This window comes from Mycolicibacterium xanthum (assembly GCF_019710635.1).
GTDB classification, from domain to species: Bacteria; Actinomycetota; Actinomycetes; order Mycobacteriales; family Mycobacteriaceae; genus Mycobacterium; species Mycobacterium xanthum.
Genome location: NZ_JAIFZS010000022.1, coordinates 24965 through 43539, shown reverse-complemented (window position 1 = coordinate 43539; position 18575 = coordinate 24965). Strand labels below are relative to the sequence as shown.

The 18575-nt window shown below is 68.4% G+C and carries 20 protein-coding genes; 10 read left to right on the top strand and 10 right to left on the bottom strand.

The window, feature by feature from the left end:
• Positions 1-21: 21 nt before the first annotated feature.
• Positions 22-231, bottom strand: a complete 210-nt coding sequence (locus tag JDV09_RS10775) for a hypothetical protein (RefSeq protein WP_221369120.1) — start codon at positions 229-231, stop codon at positions 22-24.
• A gap of 293 nt (positions 232-524) precedes the next feature.
• On the opposite strand from JDV09_RS10775, the gene JDV09_RS10770 reads away from it, so the two are divergent.
• From JDV09_RS10770 to JDV09_RS10760, 3 genes are read left to right on the top strand one after another with little or no spacing between them, the layout of a single operon-like run.
• Positions 525-722: a hypothetical protein gene (locus JDV09_RS10770; RefSeq protein WP_221369119.1), complete on the top strand. Its 198-nt coding sequence runs from the start codon at positions 525-527 to the stop codon at positions 720-722.
• A 34-nt stretch (positions 723-756) separates the two neighbouring features.
• The gene (locus JDV09_RS10765; RefSeq protein ID WP_221369118.1) at positions 757-1464 is read left to right on the top strand and encodes a GAF and ANTAR domain-containing protein; all 708 of its coding nucleotides are present in this window, start codon (positions 757-759) and stop codon (positions 1462-1464) included.
• A 34-nt stretch (positions 1465-1498) separates the two neighbouring features.
• A complete protein-coding gene (locus JDV09_RS10760; protein ID WP_221369117.1) occupies positions 1499-2257 on the top strand; it encodes a GAF and ANTAR domain-containing protein in 759 nt (252 codons plus the stop codon).
• Here the strand turns inward: JDV09_RS10760 and JDV09_RS10755 are convergent.
• Positions 2254-3036, bottom strand: coding sequence for a GAF and ANTAR domain-containing protein (locus JDV09_RS10755; RefSeq protein WP_221369116.1), 783 nt, complete (start codon positions 3034-3036; stop codon positions 2254-2256). The two genes, JDV09_RS10760 and JDV09_RS10755, sit on opposite strands and share 4 nt — an antisense overlap.
• A 43-nt stretch (positions 3037-3079) precedes the next feature.
• A complete protein-coding gene (locus tag JDV09_RS10750) occupies positions 3080-4714 on the bottom strand; it encodes a fatty acyl-AMP ligase (RefSeq protein ID WP_221369115.1) in 1635 nt (544 codons plus the stop codon).
• A 517-nt stretch (positions 4715-5231) separates the two neighbouring features.
• On the opposite strand from JDV09_RS10750, the gene JDV09_RS10745 reads away from it, so the two are divergent.
• The 4 genes from JDV09_RS10745 to JDV09_RS10730 all read left to right on the top strand — a co-directional run bounded on the left by JDV09_RS10745 (position 5232) and on the right by JDV09_RS10730 (position 9307).
• The gene (locus JDV09_RS10745; RefSeq protein ID WP_221369114.1) at positions 5232-5864 is read left to right on the top strand and encodes an EspA/EspE family type VII secretion system effector; all 633 of its coding nucleotides are present in this window, start codon (positions 5232-5234) and stop codon (positions 5862-5864) included.
• A 21-nt stretch (positions 5865-5885) separates the two neighbouring features.
• Complete coding sequence (locus JDV09_RS10740) at positions 5886-7556, top strand: TPR repeat domain-containing protein (RefSeq protein ID WP_443678028.1); 1671 nt, start codon at positions 5886-5888, stop codon at positions 7554-7556.
• A 13-nt stretch (positions 7557-7569) separates the two neighbouring features.
• The gene (locus JDV09_RS10735; RefSeq protein WP_221369112.1) at positions 7570-8502 is read left to right on the top strand and encodes a hypothetical protein; all 933 of its coding nucleotides are present in this window, start codon (positions 7570-7572) and stop codon (positions 8500-8502) included.
• A gap of 172 nt (positions 8503-8674) precedes the next feature.
• On the top strand, positions 8675-9307 hold the full coding sequence (locus tag JDV09_RS10730; RefSeq protein ID WP_221369111.1) for a nucleotidyltransferase domain-containing protein: 633 nt from the start codon (positions 8675-8677) through the stop codon (positions 9305-9307).
• Between the two features lie 189 nt (positions 9308-9496).
• Here the strand turns inward: JDV09_RS10730 and JDV09_RS10725 are convergent, their stop codons facing one another.
• Positions 9497-10525: a DUF2293 domain-containing protein gene (locus JDV09_RS10725; RefSeq protein WP_221369110.1), complete on the bottom strand. Its 1029-nt coding sequence runs from the start codon at positions 10523-10525 to the stop codon at positions 9497-9499.
• 179 nt (positions 10526-10704) lie between these two features.
• Here JDV09_RS10725 and JDV09_RS10720 point away from each other — a divergent pair, with 179 nt between their 5' ends.
• Positions 10705-11574, top strand: coding sequence for a type IV toxin-antitoxin system AbiEi family antitoxin (locus JDV09_RS10720; protein ID WP_221369109.1), 870 nt, complete (start codon positions 10705-10707; stop codon positions 11572-11574).
• 66 nt (positions 11575-11640) lie between these two features.
• Here JDV09_RS10720 and JDV09_RS10715 read toward each other — a convergent pair whose 3' ends face one another.
• The 4 genes from JDV09_RS10715 to JDV09_RS10700 all read right to left on the bottom strand — a co-directional run bounded on the left by JDV09_RS10715 (position 11641) and on the right by JDV09_RS10700 (position 13586).
• Positions 11641-12258, bottom strand: coding sequence for an RES domain-containing protein (locus JDV09_RS10715; RefSeq protein WP_221369108.1), 618 nt, complete (start codon positions 12256-12258; stop codon positions 11641-11643).
• Positions 12251-12766 carry a hypothetical protein gene (locus JDV09_RS10710; protein WP_221369107.1) on the bottom strand — a complete coding sequence of 172 codons (516 nt, stop codon included), beginning with the start codon at positions 12764-12766 and terminating at the stop codon, positions 12251-12253. The genes JDV09_RS10715 and JDV09_RS10710 overlap by 8 nt, the downstream gene beginning before the upstream one ends.
• 182 nt (positions 12767-12948) lie before the next feature.
• Positions 12949-13365, bottom strand: a complete 417-nt coding sequence (locus JDV09_RS10705; RefSeq protein ID WP_221369106.1) for a PIN domain nuclease — start codon at positions 13363-13365, stop codon at positions 12949-12951.
• Positions 13362-13586: a type II toxin-antitoxin system VapB family antitoxin gene (locus tag JDV09_RS10700; protein ID WP_221369105.1), complete on the bottom strand. Its 225-nt coding sequence runs from the start codon at positions 13584-13586 to the stop codon at positions 13362-13364. The genes JDV09_RS10705 and JDV09_RS10700 overlap by 4 nt, the downstream gene beginning before the upstream one ends.
• Positions 13587-13882: 296 nt before the next feature.
• Here JDV09_RS10700 and JDV09_RS10695 point away from each other — a divergent pair, with 296 nt between their 5' ends.
• Positions 13883-16888 (top strand): DEAD/DEAH box helicase, encoded by a 3006-nt coding sequence (locus tag JDV09_RS10695; protein WP_221369104.1) that lies wholly within the window; start codon positions 13883-13885, stop codon positions 16886-16888.
• The gene (locus JDV09_RS27270) at positions 16881-17741 is read left to right on the top strand and encodes an SWIM zinc finger family protein (RefSeq protein ID WP_308124082.1); all 861 of its coding nucleotides are present in this window, start codon (positions 16881-16883) and stop codon (positions 17739-17741) included. Before JDV09_RS10695 ends, JDV09_RS27270 begins: the two co-directional genes overlap by 8 nt.
• Here the strand turns inward: JDV09_RS27270 and JDV09_RS10685 are convergent.
• The gene (locus tag JDV09_RS10685) at positions 17687-18208 is read right to left on the bottom strand and encodes a GNAT family N-acetyltransferase (protein WP_221369102.1); all 522 of its coding nucleotides are present in this window, start codon (positions 18206-18208) and stop codon (positions 17687-17689) included. The genes JDV09_RS27270 and JDV09_RS10685 overlap by 55 nt on opposite strands.
• The gene (locus JDV09_RS10680) at positions 18205-18492 is read right to left on the bottom strand and encodes a type II toxin-antitoxin system TacA family antitoxin (RefSeq protein WP_221369101.1); all 288 of its coding nucleotides are present in this window, start codon (positions 18490-18492) and stop codon (positions 18205-18207) included. Before JDV09_RS10680 ends, JDV09_RS10685 begins: the two co-directional genes overlap by 4 nt.
• Between the last annotated feature and the right edge of the window lie 83 nt (positions 18493-18575).

The window sequence follows — 18575 nt, the reverse complement described above, 5'->3', positions numbered from 1 at the left end:
CAGTTCGAGTGGTGGAACTTCTCAGGCACTTTGGCGATGAATATGGCCCGCCGCGAAGCCACCGTCGGCGCGCTTCTGGTGTTCGAGTCGGGTATCGCGGGCCCGATCGTCGAACTCCGCCTCGTCACGGCGGCGCGCCGTATCACGGCGCTCGTCGGCGGCTTGGCTCGCGGTGTGACGTGCCCCGACCGGAAGGACTCGAATTCCCAACGAAATCAACGATGTGGCCACTGTAGTCAGCGCGCCGGGTTGGAGGTCCATGGCAGTGCCCGATCCGTTCGAAGTACCTCAAGTACACGCTTGTTCGTGCGGGCTGTCAACGAAGCCGGTTGCGGGGGCGGTACGCCGTGTCTCGGGGTACTACGCGTCCGCGCGGCGCCAACCCGGCGTACGGTGGGTGGTATCGGGCGACTCGCTGTGAGTGGACAGGCTCGGTGGCAAGGACATGATGAAGGCTCCCACCATCCCGGTGGTTCAGCGCCTCGGGTCCGGCATCCACACCACACCTCAGGAGATTTGCGACGATGACAGTCAAGGTGACTCTGCCCGACGGACGTACCGACGAGTACATGCGGTCCGGCGACGCATTCGTCAAACACCACGACGGGAGCCTCGACGTCGTCCGTGGCGGTGCCCCGGTACCGCACCGGTATGCGGCAGGGACATGGTCCGAGGTGGAGGGTGACGAAAAGACGTGGAATAAGCGGGGTTTCCGGCGTTGACCGGATGCGCTCGCCGGTTCCTGTTCGGCTGAATGTGGCGATTGTCGAACAGTTGGCGGCGGCCGTCGACGGCCGCCGGGGGGTCGATGCCGCCGACAGCCTGTGTGAGGCGTGCGTGACCCTGCTCGACGTCGATGCGGCCGCGATCTCGCTGGTGTTCGACGGTGCCAGCACCGCGACCCTGGGCTGCAGTTGCACCCTGGCCAGGGAGTGCGACGAACTCCAGTTCACCCTGGGGGAGGGTCCCTGCCTGGATTCGGTGGTCCGCCGCGGCCCGGTGTCGGTGGCCGACCTGGCCGACCCGACGGACCTTCGCTGGCCCCTCTACGGCCCGGCCATGATCGCCATGGGCATCCGCGGCGTACATGCGATACCGGTCGTTGTGGCCGGCGAATACGTGGGAGCGCTCGACCTGTTCCGTAGGCAACCGGGTCCACTCACCGGCGATGAACACTCGGGTGCGGTGATCGCCGCTGAACTGGCGGGGATGCCGCTGCTCGATCTGCTCGATACCGACCTCAAGGCCGCCGCCACCGACCCCGACAGCAACGCATGGGCCGAGCTGAACACCCTGTCGCGCGCCGAGGTCAGCCAGGCCACCGGGATGCTCGTCGCGCAGCTCGACGTCGAGCCCGCCGAGGCACTGCTCCGGCTGCGTGCGCACGCCTACGCGGCCGGGCGCACAGCCACCGACGTCGCCCGTGACATTCTCGAGCGCAGACTCACACTGGAAGCGGACTGATGCGCCCGACAGCGTCACCAGGATGGAGGGTCAGATGACCGAAGATCCCCAGGAAACCGCAGTTCTCGATGTAGTGGTCGCACTCGTCGACCGCCTGCTCATCGATTTCGACGTCGTCGATCTGCTCACCGAGCTCACCGAGCAGTGCGCACAGTTGCTCGACGTGGCCGCCGCCGGTTTCCTGCTGGCCGACCCGCTGGGGCATCTGCACCTGCTGGCGGCCACGACCGAGGCGGCGAGCGAGTTGGAGCTGTTCCAGCTCCAGGCCGACGAGGGACCCTGCCTGGACTGCCATGCCTCCGGTGAGCCCGTCTCGGCGGCCGACCTGGCGGCTGTCACCGACCGATGGTCGCGGTTCGTCCCCGCCGCGCTGGAATCGGGTTTCGCCGCTGCGCATGCCGTGCCGCTACGGGCTGCGGGCAATGTGCTGGGCGCCCTCGCACTGTTCGGCACCGCAACCGGCGAACTCACCCGTCATGACCAGCTCGTCGCGCAGACCCTCGCGCACATCGCGTGTGTCGCGATCCTGCAGGAGCGGGCGCCGACCACGTCGGCGGTGATCGAGCAGCTGCGCGCCGCCCGGGCCAACCGCGTCGTCGTCGAGCAGGCCAAGGGTTTCTTGCGCGGAACCCTCGACGTGTCGGTGGAGGGCGCTTTCTCGATCCTGCGAACCTACGCACGCGCCCACGGTGAACACCTGACCGACGTTGCGCGTCAGCTGATGACCGATCGCCACCGCCGACCGGGGCTGGTTGCCGAGATGGCCGCGCTCGTCGCGCCGCCGACAGGTTAGGGCGAGTTCCTGGCCCGTGCCCTGCGCACCGCTTCATCGACGAGGTGCTCGGCCAGGGAGTGGAGTTTCACGTTCTCGGTCTGGCTTCGGCGTTTGAGCCGGTCGAAGGCCTCCTCGGCGCTCAGCCCGGATCGGCTGCGGATGATCCCGATCGCCTGGTCGATCACTGCGCGCTGCCCCAGGGCCCGCTGAAGCTGCTCCGTGCGAGCGCGCGCGGCGGCCAGCAACTGCGCATTGTGAACCGACACCGCAGCCGGTGCGGCGAACCTGCTGCCCAGGTCCACGGCATGGTCCCCGAACGCGTCGCGGGCGTAGGCATAGGCGTTGATCGCGCCGACCACCTCCGCATCGACGATCAACGGCAGCGAGAGAGCCGAATGCACGCCCATCCGCGCGACCCGGCCACCGAAATGCGGCCAGCGCGCGTCGCTGCCCAGCGACCCGCTGACCGTCACCCGACCGGTCTGCATGCAGGTGATACACGGGCCCTCATGGAGTTCGTGGTACTGCGCGGTGTCGATGGCGGTGACGAACTCCGCGGTCGCGGTCGGCAGCCGTGGCTCGTGCACCAGCGCGATGCTCAGGCCATCGACGCCGGGGATGGCGTGCGACGCGAACGCTGTGACGTCGCCGAGCAACTCGCCGACCGAGCGGGCGTCGGCGACCAGTCCCGCGACGCCGCGAAGGCCGGCCTCCAGGTCGAGCTCGTCGGCATCGCGTTGTGCGGCCGAGGGATCCGTCCGGGACCCTCGGCCGGGCTGCGCATCGTAATCCGGCATGGTGGGTTCGACGGTACTCGCCGGCACGGCCGGCAGGCTGGGGTCAGCTCACCAGGGACAGCGCATGCGCACGCCGCAACTTGCCCGACGGGGTCTTCGGGATCATGCCGGGCTCGAGCACCACCACGTTGCGGGGCCGCACGTCGACCTCCGCGAACACCTCGTGCGCGACCTGCCGTTCGACCCGGCGCACCTGATCGGCGTCGCGGAAGTCCTTGCACTCGACCGCGACCGCGAACGTCTCCCGAGACAACCCGGCGTCGAGGCGGACCGCGACCGCGCAACCGGGGCGCACCCCGCTCACCCGGCAGGCGGCGCGTTCGATGTCGGTCGGGTAGATGTTGCGCCCAGCCATGATGATGACGTCCTTGAGTCGCCCGCAGACGACTACCTCACCGGTCTCGGTGAGATAGCCGAGGTCGCCGGTGTCGTACCAGCCGCGGTCGTTCTGGGCGGCGATGAACCCGGCAACGGTGGTATAGCCCTTGGTGACCGGTTCGCCGCGCACCTCGATGACGCCGACGCCGCGGGCGGGCAGTTCGGCGCCGTCCTCGTCGACGACGCGCAGTTCCAGGCCGTTCAGGGGGCGGCCGAGCGTCACCAGCCGGCGGGTGTGTCCCTTGCTGGCCGGCACCGCGCGGTGCAGCAGGGCCAGCAGGTCGGCGTCGACCTCGTCGACGACCATGCCGCCGCCGCATTCGGAGAACGACACCGCCACCGTCGTCTCGGCCATTCCGTAGGCGGGGATGATGGCCTCCCTGCGCAGGCCGAACGGCGCGCCGGCGGCGCACAGGTCCTCGACGTCGAGGGGGTCGACCTGCTCGGCGCCGGAGAGCGCCCAGCGCAGCGAGGAGAGGTCGAAGTCACCGGGGGTGGCCTGACGGCGGAGGCGCTTGGCGAGCAGGTTGTAGGCGAAGTTCGGGGCGGCCGTCATGGTGCCCCGGTATTTCGCGATCAGCTTGGGCCACAACAGGATATCGGTCAGAAAATCCATCGGCGTGACCTTGACCAGCTCGGCGCCGTACAGCATCGGCACGGTCAGGTACCCCGTCATCCCCATGTCGTGGAAGCACGGCAGCCAGCTGACGATGACGTCGGTCTCCAGGTCGAAATCGCAACCCACCGTCATCGCCTCGGCGTTGGCGACGATGTTGGCGTGGGTGATCTGCACCGCCTTCGGTGAGCCGGTGGAACCGCTGGTCAGCTGCATCAGCGCGACGTCGTCGTCGAAGGTCGGCAGCGGTGCGATCGGGTCGGCGGCCAGCAGCGACTCGATGGTCAGCACCGTCATGCCGAGCTCGGCCAGCACCGGCGCGGCCGCCAGGAACGGGTCGGACACCACGACGGCTTTGGCCGAGATCATCGCGACGACGGCGGTGGTCTCCTCGGCCCAGCGGACCAGGTCGGTGCGCGGCGTGGGCTGGTGCACCATGGTCAGGCTGGCCCCCCGCATCCAGATGCCCTGGGCGGTCGGCGCGATCTCGACCGGCGCGCCGGCGAGCACGGCGACCGCGTCTCCCGGCCCGACTCCCGCGGCGGCCAGCCCGCCGGCCACCCTGCGGGCCCGGTCGTGCACCTGCGCCCAGGTGTGGCGCACGGGCGCCCCGGGCTCACCGGTGTTGAGGCCCTTGGTGCTGGTTCGGGCGTTGGCGTACATCGTGTCGGTGAAACGGCTCATCAAAGCCCCTACGGCATTGGCGCGACAGCGCCGGTGATCGGTGACATCGGCCCGCAGCGAGACGCGGAGCCGCCGGTGGTCGGGTGTGGGCCGCTGGAATCCGACTGCCGCCGCCCGTGTCGGGGAAGCGGCGATGTGTGGTCTCCTCGAGTCCACCCCAGGTGGTCCCCGGTCCGGTCGGAGCCGGGGCGCAGTGTCTCAGACGTCACCGACTGTACCGACTGTGTGGTCGATGGTCGCGCAAGCGCGCCCCAACCCGAGGCGTGAAAGAGGTAGTTTTCCCGAAACGACACTTCCCAACGGACACGCATACCGTGAAACTGCGGCTGACGTCGAGTTTCGGCCCGGTCGGCGGGGAACTGTCACTGTCGCCGCCGCGACGTTTCCGTGAGGCTGGAGAATCAACCCGAAACCAACCGTAGCGTGTCGTTGGCGGGGTCGTCAGATTTGGTGCGCAGCGGGTGTCGCGCGGGCCCATAGGATGGATGGGCTGAGCTCTCTTCATGATGGGTGGGACGTGAGCGTTCTCGACGCTTTCCTGGCGACCTGGTCGCAGGCGCGCCGGACGTTCGGCTCCGGCGCCCCGCAGACCGGCGAGGTGTTCGACAACAGCGGGTCGCTGCGCCGGCTGCAGTCCACGGTGCAGACGGCCACGCCGGCTGGGCACTGGACCGGCGGCGCGGCCACCGCCTACGGCGGCGCCAACACCGAACACGGCCGGGTGATCGGCGCGCTGGGCGGGCTCGACCAGCGGCTCAGCGCGCACGTCACCGAGTCCGCACAGGTGGTGGCCACCGGGCGGCGGAACCTCGACGCGATCCGGCAGTGGGTGCTCTCCGCCGCGCAGTCGGTGCCGCCCGGCCCGAACCGCGAGCAGATGCTGATGCCGATCGTGTCGAAGGGGCTGGCCCGGGTCTCGGAGGTGGTCGGCGCCTCCAACGGGCAGCTCAATACGATCGGCGGCAAGATCTCGCTGCTCGGTACGGAGTACACCGCGCTGGGGGATCAGAAGTTCGCCCCGGCCTCCGACAACGAGAGCGAAGACGGCCCCGAGGGCAAGGATGACGGCGACGGCCAGGGGGAGGACGACAAGGACAAGAAGAAGGGCGACGACGAACGTCGTCGGGACATCGACGACGCCGCCGACTAGGGCGCCGAGGACGGCGCGTCGCTGGGTGAGGGCGCCCTCACCCCGGAGCAGGCGCAGCGGCTGCAGGACGCCACCAGCCTGACCCCCGAGCAGAAGGCCGCGCTGGACGGCGGCGACCTGACCATCCCGGCCGAGCAGATGTCCTACCTCAACGGGCTGTCGGATTCCATGGACGGCAAGTCGCCGGCGGAGATCAAGGCGATGCTGGACGGGTTGCCGCCCAGCCAGGCCCAGGCGGTGTCCAACGGTCTGCATCTGGTGGGCAGCGACACCGTGCACGTCGAGGGCGTGGACGCCTCGCTGAAACCCGGCGATTCCGGGTATGTGCCGGCCGGCGGCGGCAAGGAGAACCTGCCGACCAGCATCCAAGAGGTGTTCGGCGCACCGCTGCTCAACGACCCGTCCGGGGACTGGAAGACGATGCCCGACGGGGCGAAGATCCACATGCCGCCGGACTACAACAAGCCCTACAAGTTCCTCGACGAGTACCGCGACATCGCCGTGATCGCCGACTACGGCGATCCCAGCCTGCAGCGGGGCAGCGCGCTCAACGACGGCCTGCTGGCCGAGTCGCGGGAGCTGCTGGAGCAGTACCAGAGCGACGCCTGGCCCGACTACGACGACAGCTGGGGTCATCAGAACCTCGACCCGACCCTGCAGCAGCTGCTGCAGTCGGCCTCCGACGACCCGGCCGCGGTGCACGACGCGATCGCCGGCGCCGACGGGCATTCGCCCGCCAACGCGTTCATCAAGGATCTCTACCAACATGATTGGGCCGACAACGGTGTGGCCGCCGGTTCGCTGTTCCCGGACAACGCCGACGTCTCCGAGCGGGCGGGTCAGACGATGCACGCGTTCGACGCCTACGCCGGCGAGCACTACCAGGAGCTGCTCAACCTGCAGGGCCGGGACTCGCTGGCCCAGGTGAACCCGGAGCTCGTCCGGGCGATGGCCACCGCCAACGTGCCCTACCTCGACGACATGGCCGGCTACAACCTGGACGGCACGTCGGGCTTCTGGGATCTGGATCCGGGAGCCAACAGCAACAACCTGCGCGGCCTGTTCGCGGTGATGGACGGCGACGAGATCGCGTCGAACACGTTGAACGGCAACGCCAGCCGGATCGGTCAGGAGTACCTGATCGACTACTCGCAAGGACTGGCCGACGGCGGGGTACCCGACGGCGAGATGTTGCAGGCCAACGGCAAGCTGCTGGGGGCGATGGACATGGGTGAGTACATCCACCAGCTCGACTCCGGCAAGGACTCCTTCGAGGCGGCGCAGGCCGCCTTCGACAAGCGCGGGCAGTGGTACGACCTGGGTCATCGGATCCTCGGCGAGATCCCCGGAATCGACAAGGCCGTCGGCATGTACGACAAGATCCCCGGCGATCCGCTCAGGCAGCTGTTCCTCGGCTACCCGCCCACCCGGGACCCGCTGGCGCCGATGCCGCTGCGCGAGCTCGACGACGTCACCAGGACCGTCGCGAGCATGCTGGTCGAGCAGCACGCCGGCGATCTGGACATGCTCAGGGGAGCGCTGCGGGACGGTCATCTGGTCGCCGACGGCTACCAGTCGTTGATCGACGATACATCTCCGACGTCTCCGGCAACAACGATATCCCGTATACCAAATGGGTTGAGGCGTAAGGCAACGCGACCGCGTTCTCGCCCGGCGAGTTCGACGATCTGACAAGGTGACAGGAATGGCTGGGTTGACGCGGCGGTGGACGGTGCTCGGTGCGGCGGCGGCCGTCGCACTGGCCGGGCTGGTGACGGGCTGCGGGACGGATTCGGCGCCGGACGAGCCGTCGACGACCGAGGCGTCGACGACCGAGGCGTCGCGGCCTGACTGGCCGGAGAAGCTGACGGACTTCCGGTTCCGCTGGAGTGCGGAGCCCGGGGTGGATCTGGTGACCGGCCAGGCGGTGCCGCTGCGGGCGTATCTGGAGTCCTGGCTGTTGACCTACTACGCCGACGACCTCGATGCCGGCTATCCGGGGTTTCGGCGGGCCACGCCACCACCGCCCAAGCTGGATTCCTCGGCATGGCGTGAGTTGCCGTACGCCGTGCGCAATGCCAGTGGCCACCAGGGGAATTCGTCGGTGGACGACCCGGATCTGCGGATCCTGGGCAATGAGGACCTGCACGTGCTGCGGCTCGAGCCGATGCCATCGGGTTTTCGGGCGTTGGTCTGCGACTCGACGTTCGGCGTGTACACGCAGTCGCCGGGGGACGCGCAGGTGACTCCGCTGCGCGCCGAGTCGTCGGGGGACTCGGTGACGGACATAATGAACATGCCGGTCTGGCGGATCGAGTTCACCGACCGGGATTCGGCGGTGCAGCCCCCGGCCGGCCCGCAGCAGGGTCCGCTGCCGGCCCCGCGCGACGATGTCTTCGGTCCGTGGTTCATCACCGGTTCGGACGTGGTCGAGGCGTGGTGGAACGCCGACTTTCCGGGGCCGGTCGATGACGAGGGCAAGAAGCATTTCTTCGACGCGCGGGCACAGGCCGACGCGCTGCGCGCGCAGTGCCTGGACTGGCTGGGGATCGACCCCGCCGAGCGGACGCGTATCGCGACCACGCCTTTGGATGCCGCGCCCGAGCTGCAGCCCGCCTTCCCCGGCTGGCCCGCGTAGGTTTCCCGTTCAGCCCTCGCAGTTTCCGTTTCTCGTTGAGACTGCGTCCTGGGTGCCCTCTACTCGTACTTCTTCACCGCCTGTGCAGTCTGAACGGGGGCTGTGGATGGTTGCCCGCGGTAGAGAACGCCAACTATCGTACGTATAAGTCAACTATAGTTGGAGTTGTTCGATGGAGTTTGGTCGCCCGTTCGCCACGGTGACGCCGACGCTCGACGGGGACGTGCTCGCCGTGCTTGCCCGTGACGATGTCACCTTCACGACGGGACAGATCCACCGAATTCTGGAAAGGTTTTCCGAGGAGGGCATTCGAAAAGTGCTCTCGCGCCTTGCACTTCAAGGTGTCGTCCATGTCGAACGGGTCGGCAACACGAACGCGTATCGATTCAACAGCGATCACCTCGCTGCCGATGCAATCGTGGAGCTGGCCCGACTGTCCAGCATCTTCTTCACGCGTTTGGGAGAGCTGCTCGACGGGTGGGAAACGCCCCCGGTCTATGGTGCGGTCTTCGGGTCGGCGGTGACGGGTTCGATGACGGCGAACAGCGATATCGACCTGCTGCTGGTGAAGCAGGACGGAACCGCGGACGAAGTATGGTCGCGCCAGATTGGCGAGCTCGCACGGACGGTCACGAACTGGACCGGCAACGATGCTCGCCCGATCGAGTTTACGATTGCCGAGCTGATCGACGCCCGCGGCGAACCTGTCGTTCGTGACGTCGTCGACCGTGGACTCACCGTGGCGGGCACGAGGGCGTGGCTGTTGCGGACCGTCGGAATGACACGTCGCGCTGGTCGCCGATGACCGGACGTACCCGGCCGTTATTCCGCGCGATCGTGTCGGGCCGGTAGAAGAAAGCGACGGAGTTTGTGGCCGCAGAAGCCCTCGAGGCGGCGGCCCGCCTGGCTGCTGGCCCGCGTAGGTTTCCCGTTCAGACTGCGCTGGTGGCGTGCCGCACTCGCACTTCTTCACCACCTGTGCAGTCTCAACGCATCAGGAGTCGAGGTTGATGGCGCCTGCGCGCCAGGCGTCGAGGATGTCGTCGACGCGGTGGTTGACCCGTCGGCGGGCGTCATCGCGGTCCGCACCGGCCATCAGCAGGTCGTCGTAGTCGGTGTCGACATGGCGGATCGAGGCAGCGACGGCCAGCCGGATCGCGTCGGGGTCGAGTGCGCGCCCGGCGGCGCTCCGCCCGATCCGGCCGCTGCCGCGCACCGCGGCGTGGTGGGCGATCGCGTCGGCGCGCGATGGTGGGCAGCCGGGAAACTGGTCGCGGATGGCCTTGGCGAACTCGTCGCGGAACTCCTCGTCGACGGCCGCGCGGCGCAGCTGGTCATGGGAGCGGCGCGCGGCGCGCGCGTCGGCGTCCTCGAGGCACTGCTGAGCGGCCAGTTCGATCGCGTCGTTCTCGGCCAGGATGCCCTGGCGTTCATAGCGTTTACGCCGCACACTCCAGCGGACCACGACCGCAGACAGCCGGCTGGCCTTCTTGGCGCGGCGGGTCAGCGCGGCGTCGCCGGAGGGCAGGAACACCAGATGCCCGAGGTCGGCGCAGTCGAGGCAGAGGGTGCCGGAGTTCGTCTTGACCAGCAGATCCCCGGACTCCTCACAGGACGCGCAGGTCCACGCGCCGTGCGGTGAGATCACGACGATCTCGCGCTGCTGCTGTGGTGTTGGTGGTTCGGGTGCGGGGTGCTCGCCGGCGGCCCAGCGGGTGCGGAGGATGCGCTCGGTGTCGGGGTCGCCGTCGAGGGTGAACTGCCGATCGGCGTAGTCGGTCTGGTACGGCTGCAGGCCTTGGTCTTCGGCCCAGGCCTGCAGCGCGGCCAAGGCGGCGGCGGACTTGGCCGCATCGACGGACACGCAGCGGTCGAGGGAGGTGGCGCGTCCACGGAGCCAGCGCTCGACGTTCGGTTGCGCGAGCCAGCCCAGGCCGATCAGTACGTCTACGGGGGTGACGAAGTGCTGATCGGCCAGCGTGGCCTCGGCGATGCGCGCGACGCGGGTTTCCAGACGTGCCATGGCGTGTCTCAGGATAGGCCCGGGCCCGCACTGATGGCCAGAACCGTGTCATGCGCCGTCGACCCGTTGAGACTGCGCTGGCGGCGTGCCGCACTCGCACTTCTTCTCCACCTGTGCAGTCCCAACGGGGCTGTGGATGGATTCCGCGGTGATCCACCTGGAAATGGCAGGCTTTCGGCATGGAGGGGGTGTTCCGGGGAAGTGAGGCGTTGGCGCTCGGGGTGATCACGCGCCATGAGCTTCGGACGGGATTTCGACGGCTGCTGCCCGACGTCTACGCGCCGAAGCGGGCGGAACTGACGCTGCGCCAGCGTGCCCAGGCAGCCTGGCTGTGGTCGGGACGCGAGGGCGTGCTCTCGGGCCTGACGGCCTCGGCGTTGCTGGGCGCGAAATGGGTGGACGGCGATGTCGCGGAACTGAACTGGCCCAACCACCGGGCGCCGAGCGGGGTGCTGACCCGCAACGACACGTTGCTGGGCGACGAGATCGCCTCCGTCGAAGGACTTCCGGTGACCTCAGTGCAGCGTACGGCGTTCGACCTGGCCCGCAGGGATTCCGTCGGCGTGGCCGTCGGACGGCTGGATGCCCTGGCCAGGGCAACGCACTTCAAGGCGTCAGAGGTCCTCGAGGTGGCGACCAGGCATCCGCACGTCAGGGGTCTGCGCCGGGTGGATCGGCTGCTCGACCTCGTCGACGCCGGCGCGGAGTCGCCGAAGGAGTCGTGGCTGCGAATGGTGCTTGTCAGTGAGGGCTACCCGCGGCCCACCACGCAGATCCCGGTGCCGCGCCCCGACGGGTATCGGCGGTACTACCTCGACATGGGCTGGGAGCACATCATGGTCGCGGTGGAGTACGACGGCGAACACCATCGCAAAGACGATGAGGCATACCGCAAGGACATCATCCGGATGGAGCATCTCGCACGCGTCGGGTGGATCGTGGTGCGGGTTGTCAAGGGGCAGAAGCGCAACCAGATACTGCCCCGGGTGCAGGGGGCCGTGCGGTCACGCGGCGGCTTCCCGGACGAACTCCTACGTCCCACGCGTTGAGGCTGCGCCCACGGCGGGGCCCACTCGAACTCTTCCGCCGTGAGTGCAGTGTCAACGCGTGAGAGCTCAGGCGTCGAGGTCCCAGTCGACCGTGACACCTTGCTGCAGAACGAGATCGGCCAGCACCTCGGATGCCTCGCCCAGCGCGCGCGAGGTCACGTCGAACCCGTCGACGGTGAAGAACCCGACGTTCAGCGACGACGACGGCGTGGTGCGGGACCGGTAGACGATCGCCTCGACGTCGGTCCACCAGCGCCGCACCGCGTCGGCCAGCCGATGGCAGGTGCGCCACACGTCGGCGTGCTGGCCGGTGCTGACCTGGTCGTCGAGGCGCAGGATGTCGAGGTTCTTCTCGGTGCGCAGATCCAGCGCCCGCACGTTGCGGGACGCGACCAGGCGCACCAGGTGGTGGCTGCGATGGTCGGCCGGAATGACCAGGCCGCTGGCGCGGTAGCGCTCCCGGACCGCGCCGGCCAGCGTGGCGCCGGCGTAGCGGGTGCGAAAGGAGCCGGACTCGGGGTCGAAGCGGTAGCGGGGTTCGGGAAAGCCCCGCCAATCCCAGTCGGCGGGCGCGGTGGCGTCGAGACGCCAGAACTCGGTGCCGGCCTTCAGGGTTGTGCGGCGCAGCCCGAACGGCCGCCCGTCGGGAAGCGGCGCGAGGTAGCCGGCGGGAAGCTCAGGCACCGAGGGAGGTCAGGATCCGCCAGGCCGCATCCGCGGTGCGGGGTTCGCGCAGCGCCTCGGCGATCGACGTGTCGCCGAGCTCGTCGTGCCGGAGGCGCATGATGCGGTCGGCAGCCATCGGGTCGGAGGTGAAGCGGGTCAGCAACTCGAGGATGCGCGGCAGGTCGGTGCGAATCCGGTCGTCGTCGAATTGCCAAGCCGGGAAATAGGTCTGGTTGCCGACAGCGGTGCCGATCAGCTTGCCGCGGGTGCGCAGCCGGTGTACAGCCTGCGGGGTGCGCAGGTGCAGGAGGTGCTGCACCGCCCTGGTGGGCATCGCCCCGTCGACGAAGTCGGCGACCACGCCGGCCCGGCGCTGCCGGTTGAGCTCGCGGGCCGCGACGCGCGCCAGCGTTCCGCCGGGGGTGCTCGGCGCGTCCAGCAGCACGGCGAGGACGCGGGCGAACCCTTTGTCGGTGCGGGCGCGTGCGGCGAGTTCGTCGGCCAGGGGAACGACGGCGGTGGTCATGGCCGAAGTCTACGCGTGGATCGAAACAATCGAAACGCAGTCCGCGTCGGGCGGCTTCCGGACTGCGCTGGGCTACGTCTCGCCACCCCCCGCATCCTCGCCTGAGTGAAATCGCGTCGATGCCGCGATTTCCCATCGCCGGCGCCCGACGGGATCGGCATGCCACCCAGCCATTCCCGGCGTCAGGCCGATCCGGCTGGGACAACCCATTCGACGGCCTGGTCGGTGATGGCGGAGATCCGGTCGAAGTCGTGGTCGTAGTGCAAGACCGAGACGCCGTGGTGTTCAGCGACCGCGGCGATGATGAGGTCGGGTACCTTGACCGAGCGGTGCAATCCGGCGCCGGTCAGCTCCCCTTGTACCTCCCATGCGCGCTCCCACACGCCATCGGGGGTCTTCAGGTATTCGAGCGCATCGCGTCGAAGAATGCCCAGCGTCCGATGGTCCTCCTGGGAGCGTGCGGAGACACCGAACTCGAGGTCGGTGACGCCACACCTGGCGAGCAGTCCGTGCGCCATCAGCGGCTCCAACCGGGCGCGCACCGCAGGCAGATGAGCTCGGCCGGCCGCGGACGTGTCGAGAAGGTACCGCACGCTCATTGCTGATTCGGCTGCCGGCTTTGCCACATCTCGTTGACCAGGGCCTCATCCGCAACGGCGTCGGTGTCTTCGGCCATGCGGTCGAGGAGAGCCCGGGCCGCACTGGCGCGTAACGCCGCCCGCAGGGCGGCATGAACCGTGTCCTTTTTCGTGGTCGTACCCAACTGCTTGGCCGCGCGAGCCAGCAGATCGTCGTCGAGGTCGAGCATCGTGCGCGTCATGGGCTCAGCATAGACACGATGTGCATAGAGTATTTGCACAAACAATGTGCTCACTCTATGTGCATCGCTTCGCGGCGGATTTCGCCCCTGTCGCATTTCCCGTGGCCGAGGTGTCAGCGGTGCGCGAAGGCTGTGACTTGTGAGGCTGATTGGCTCAATGGGGCGAAGGTGGCTGGTGGGCTTTGAGCAACCGCGCGCATGCGCTCGCGGATCGCGCCGACGCGGCGTGGCGCTGCACCGCAGCGGTGATCCGCTGACTAGCCTGGCCGCAACCCATCTCGGAAAGTGATGTCTCTATGCTGGTTATGCACGGATTCTGGTTGGACGGCAGCTTGTGTCTGTGGGCCGAGGACTCGGACCGGACGGTGAAAAGTGCCAGCCAGGCCTTGCGGGCCGCACGCCCCCATCCGTTCGCCGTCCCGGCCGACCTGCTCGGCGAGATCCACGTCGGCAAACAGGGCACCGCTGAGCTGCAGTTGCCGTCACTGCGCAGCTCTCCGCTGGACTCACCGGAACTGCTGCGAGTCACTCCGCGCCCCGCGCCGCACAGCGAACCCGCGTTGCTGCCGTGGACGGTGCCGGTCGTCGCGCTGCCCGCGGCCGACGCATTGACCATGCTCGACGATCCGGCACCCGGTGTGCGCTACGGCGCCTCGGTGGGCTACTTCCTCGCCGATGTCGCCGACTTTGCGCGGATGTTGGTGTCGCGCGGCCGGATTGTCCCGGCGCTGGAGTTCCGCGACGATGTGCCGGTCGCTTACTGGCGGCCGGTGGTGCAGGGCGCCGATGTGCTGGAACTGAATGCGATCATCACCGCGATGCCGCCGGTGTGCCGGGCCGTGGTGGGCGCCCCGGGGGCACACGAGATGGTCACGGCGTCGCTGACGACCTTCGTGGACGCGTTGGCGCGGGCCGCCATGCCGCCGGTCGACCAGCTGTTGCGGCCGCGGCGCGGCCGCCGTCCGAAGCGCCTTCCGGTCGCCGAAGCGTGGTTGACGGCGTTGACCACGCCGGACGGCCGGTTCGACGCCGACGACGACGAACTCGACGCGTTGGGCGAGTCGCTGGCGCCGTGGGACGAGGTCGGGATCGAGGAGCCGGGCCCGGCCCGGGCGATCTTCCGGCTTTGCGACGGCGACGACGAGACCCAGTCCTGGCGGCTGGAGTTCCTGCTGCAATCCGTTGCCGACCCCAGCCTGGTCGTGTCGGCGGAGCAGGCCTGGGACGACGACGGCACGCTGCGTCGCTGGCTGGATCGCCCCGAGGAACTGCTGCTGGCCGAGCTGGGACGGGCGGTCCGGATCTACCCGGAACTGGCCGACGGCCTGCGCACCACCTGTCCCGCGGGGATCGACCTCGACGTCGACGGCGCCTACCACTTCTTGTCCAGCGTCGCACCGCTGCTCGACGATGCAGGGTTCGGCGTGCTGCTGCCGTCGTGGTGGGATCGCCGGCGCAGACTCGGTCTGGCGGCGTCGGCGTCCACACCGGTCGACGGCGTGGTCGAGAAGGCCGGCTTGTTCGGCCGCGACCAGCTGATCGACTTCCGGTGGGAGCTCGCCGTCGGCGACGACACGCTCACCGCGGACGAGATCAATGCGCTCTCGCAGACCAAGGCCCCGCTGATCCGGCTGCGCGGTCAGTGGGTGGCGGTTGATCCCGAGCAGCTGCGACGTGGGCTGGAGTTCCTGAAGTCCAATCCGAGCGGGCAGGCCGGCATCGGCGAGATTTTGGCGCTGGCAGCCGGCCAGTCCGCCGACGCGCCACTGGAGGTCACCGCGGTGCGCGCCGACGGCTGGCTCGGCGACCTGCTCAACGGGGCTGCAGCGCAATCACTTCGACCACTGCAACCGCCGTCTGGCTTCGCCGCGACGTTGCGGCCGTATCAGCAGCGCGGGCTGTCCTGGCTGGCGTTCCTGTCCTCACTCGGGCTGGGCAGCTGCCTGGCCGATGACATGGGCCTGGGCAAGACGGTGCAGCTGCTGGCGCTGGAGGCCACGCAACGGCACGAGGATCCCGATACGCCGCCGACATTGCTGATCTGCCCGATGTCGCTGGTCGGCAACTGGCAACGTGAGGCCGCGAAATTCGCACCGGCCCTGCGGGTTTACGCCCACCACGGTACCGCGCGGCTGCACGGTGACGAGCTGGCCGAGCAGCTGGACGCGACCGATCTGATCGTCACCACCTATGCGACCGCCGCCCGCGACATCGACGAACTCGCCGAACATCGGTGGAACCGGGTGGTGCTCGACGAGGCGCAGGCCGTCAAGAACAGCCTGTCGCGCGGAGCCAAGGCGGTGCGCCGGTTGGACGCCGAGCACCGGGTGGCGCTCACCGGCACCCCGGTGGAGAATCGGCTCGCCGAATTGTGGTCGGTGATGGACTTTCTCAACCCCGGATTGCTCGGCTCGTCGGAGGTGTTCAAGGCCCGCTACGCCGTTCCGGTGGAGAAGTACGGCCAGACCGAGCCGGCCGAGCGGCTGCGCCGGATCACCCGCCCCTACATTCTGCGACGGCTCAAGACCGACCCGAGCATCATCGACGACCTTCCGGAGAAGATCGAAACCAAGCAGTACTGCCGACTCACCACCGAGCAGGGATCGCTGTACCAGTCGATCGTCGACGAGATGATGGAGAAGATCGAGAGCACCGACGGAATCGCCCGGCGTGGCAACGTTCTGGCGGCGATGACCAAACTCAAACAGGTCTGCAACCATCCCGCGCAACTGCTGCACGACCGGTCGGCGATCGGGTCCCGTTCGGGCAAGGTGATCCGGCTGGAGGAGATCCTGGAAGAGATTCTGGCCGAAGGGGATCGGGTGCTGTGCTTCACCCAGTTCACCGAGTTCGCCGAGATGCTGGTACCGCATCTGGCGGCCCGCTTCGGCCAGGATGTGGCCTATCTGCACGGCGGCACCCCGAAGAAGCGCCGCGACGAGATGGTGGCCCGGTTCCAGGCCGGTGAAGGGCCGTCGATCTTCCTGCTGTCACTCAAGGCCGGTGGCACGGGTCTCACCCTGACATCCGCCAATCATGTTGTGCACCTGGATCGGTGGTGGAACCCGGCGGTGGAGAACCAGGCTACCGACCGCGCATTCCGGATCGGGCAGAAGAAGACGGTTCAGGTCAGCAAGTTCATCTGCACCGGCACTCTGGAGGAGCGCATCGACGACATGATCGAACAGAAGCGGGCGCTGGCCGATCTGGTCGTCGGCGACGGGGAAGGCTGGTTGACCGAACTGTCCACCGGTGACCTGCGAAAGCTGTTCACGCTGGCGGAGGGGGCCGTCGGTGAGTAACTGGTATCCGGCGGCGCGGCCCCGCCCGGCCGACGGACTCAAGGCCCGCAGCGCCCGCGGCCCGATCGCCCAGACCTGGTGGTCGCAGCGGTTCATCGAGGTGCTCGAAGCGATAGGCGTGGGAACCCGGCTGCAGCGGGGCAGGAACTACGCCCGCCGCGGACAGGTGATCTCGCTGGACGTGGCTCCGGGCCTGGTGAGCGCACAGGTGCAGGGCAGCCGGGCGCGCCCCTACCGGGTGCGCATCGGGATCACCGCGTTCGACAAGGCGCAGTGGTCGCAGATCGAACGCGCACTGGCCGAAGACGCCTTGTTCGCAGCGGCATTGCTTGCCAGCGAGATGCCCTCGGATATCGAGGACGTCTTCGACGCGGCGGGGTTGTCGTTGTTCCCGGGCGCGGCGCGTGAGGTGTCGATGGACTGCTCCTGCCCGGACGGTGCGGTGCCGTGCAAGCATCTCGCGGCGACGTTCTACCTGCTGGCCGAGGCGTTCGACGAGGATCCGTTCGTGATCCTGGCCTGGCGAGGGCGCGAACGTGAGGACCTTCTGCAGAACGTGGCCGCGGCGCGCTCCGGCCGCCCGGCCGCCGACCGGGCCGAGTCGAAAGGGCCTGAGCTGGCCGACTGCCTCGACTCGTTCTTCGTGCGGCAGCACGATATTCCGGTGTCGCGTCCGCCGGTGAGCGCTTCGACGGCGTTGTTGGACGAGCTGCCCGAGGTGGCGGTCACCGTGCGGGGGCGCGGGTTGGTGGAGCTGCTGGGGCCGGCGTATGCGCGGCTGGGGGCCGACTTGAACCCTCACTCGTCAGCCGACGAATCAAGGCTGGTGCGAACGTCTTTCATGCGGCGGTAGAACCGGAGCGGATTCTCGGGTGTTTGGACGAATCCGTAACGTCGATAGAAGGCAGCGGCATCTTCGTCGACGGCATCGACCACAATGAGGCGTGCGGCAGCGACCTCACCGGCAGCGATCGCTTTTCGCAACGCCTCGGCGAGAAGCATTGCGCCGATGCCTCTTCCTTGTTGTGATCGGTCGACTGCCAGCCGGGCCAGCAGCACCATGCCGACCGGATACGCCGGCATACCGCGAACGAGCCTGGCAGGAGCTTCGGCTCGGAGAACCGAGCCCATGGTCAGACTGAAGTAGCCGACGACGCGACCGCTTCGTACGGCCACGAACGTCCGCGCCGAGTCCATACGCTGCGCAGCGAGCGCGTGGCGGCGAAACCACCCGTCGAGCACCTCGTTTCCCGAGTCGAAGGTGCTGACGTCGTGGTGAGCATCGAGGTGTTCGAGCAGGATGTGCGAGGCGCTGCTCACGCCTCGCGGAGCTTCGGGTTCTTCTCGAACAGGTCGACCAGCTCCGGCACTGGCGTGGCCGGCTTATCGAGCTCGGCGATGAAACGGTCGAATGCCTGGTTGGACAGCAGCAGGTCCTGATGCTGCTTCACCACTCCCTTTGCGCGTGCCGTCACGGTGTCGAGCACGAACGCCGTCACCGTGGTGTCCTCGAGGTCTGCGGCCTGGCGGATGAGGGTGTCCTGTTCCGGGGTGACGCGGACCTCTAGTCGATGACGTCGGGCTGTGTTGGCGCGATCGCTCATAAGTCGAGCATAGCAGGGGTCCGGACAGTGTCCGGACGTGCGAGGACTCTTGGAGGCCTGCGCAGACGGCGGCGGTCGGAGCG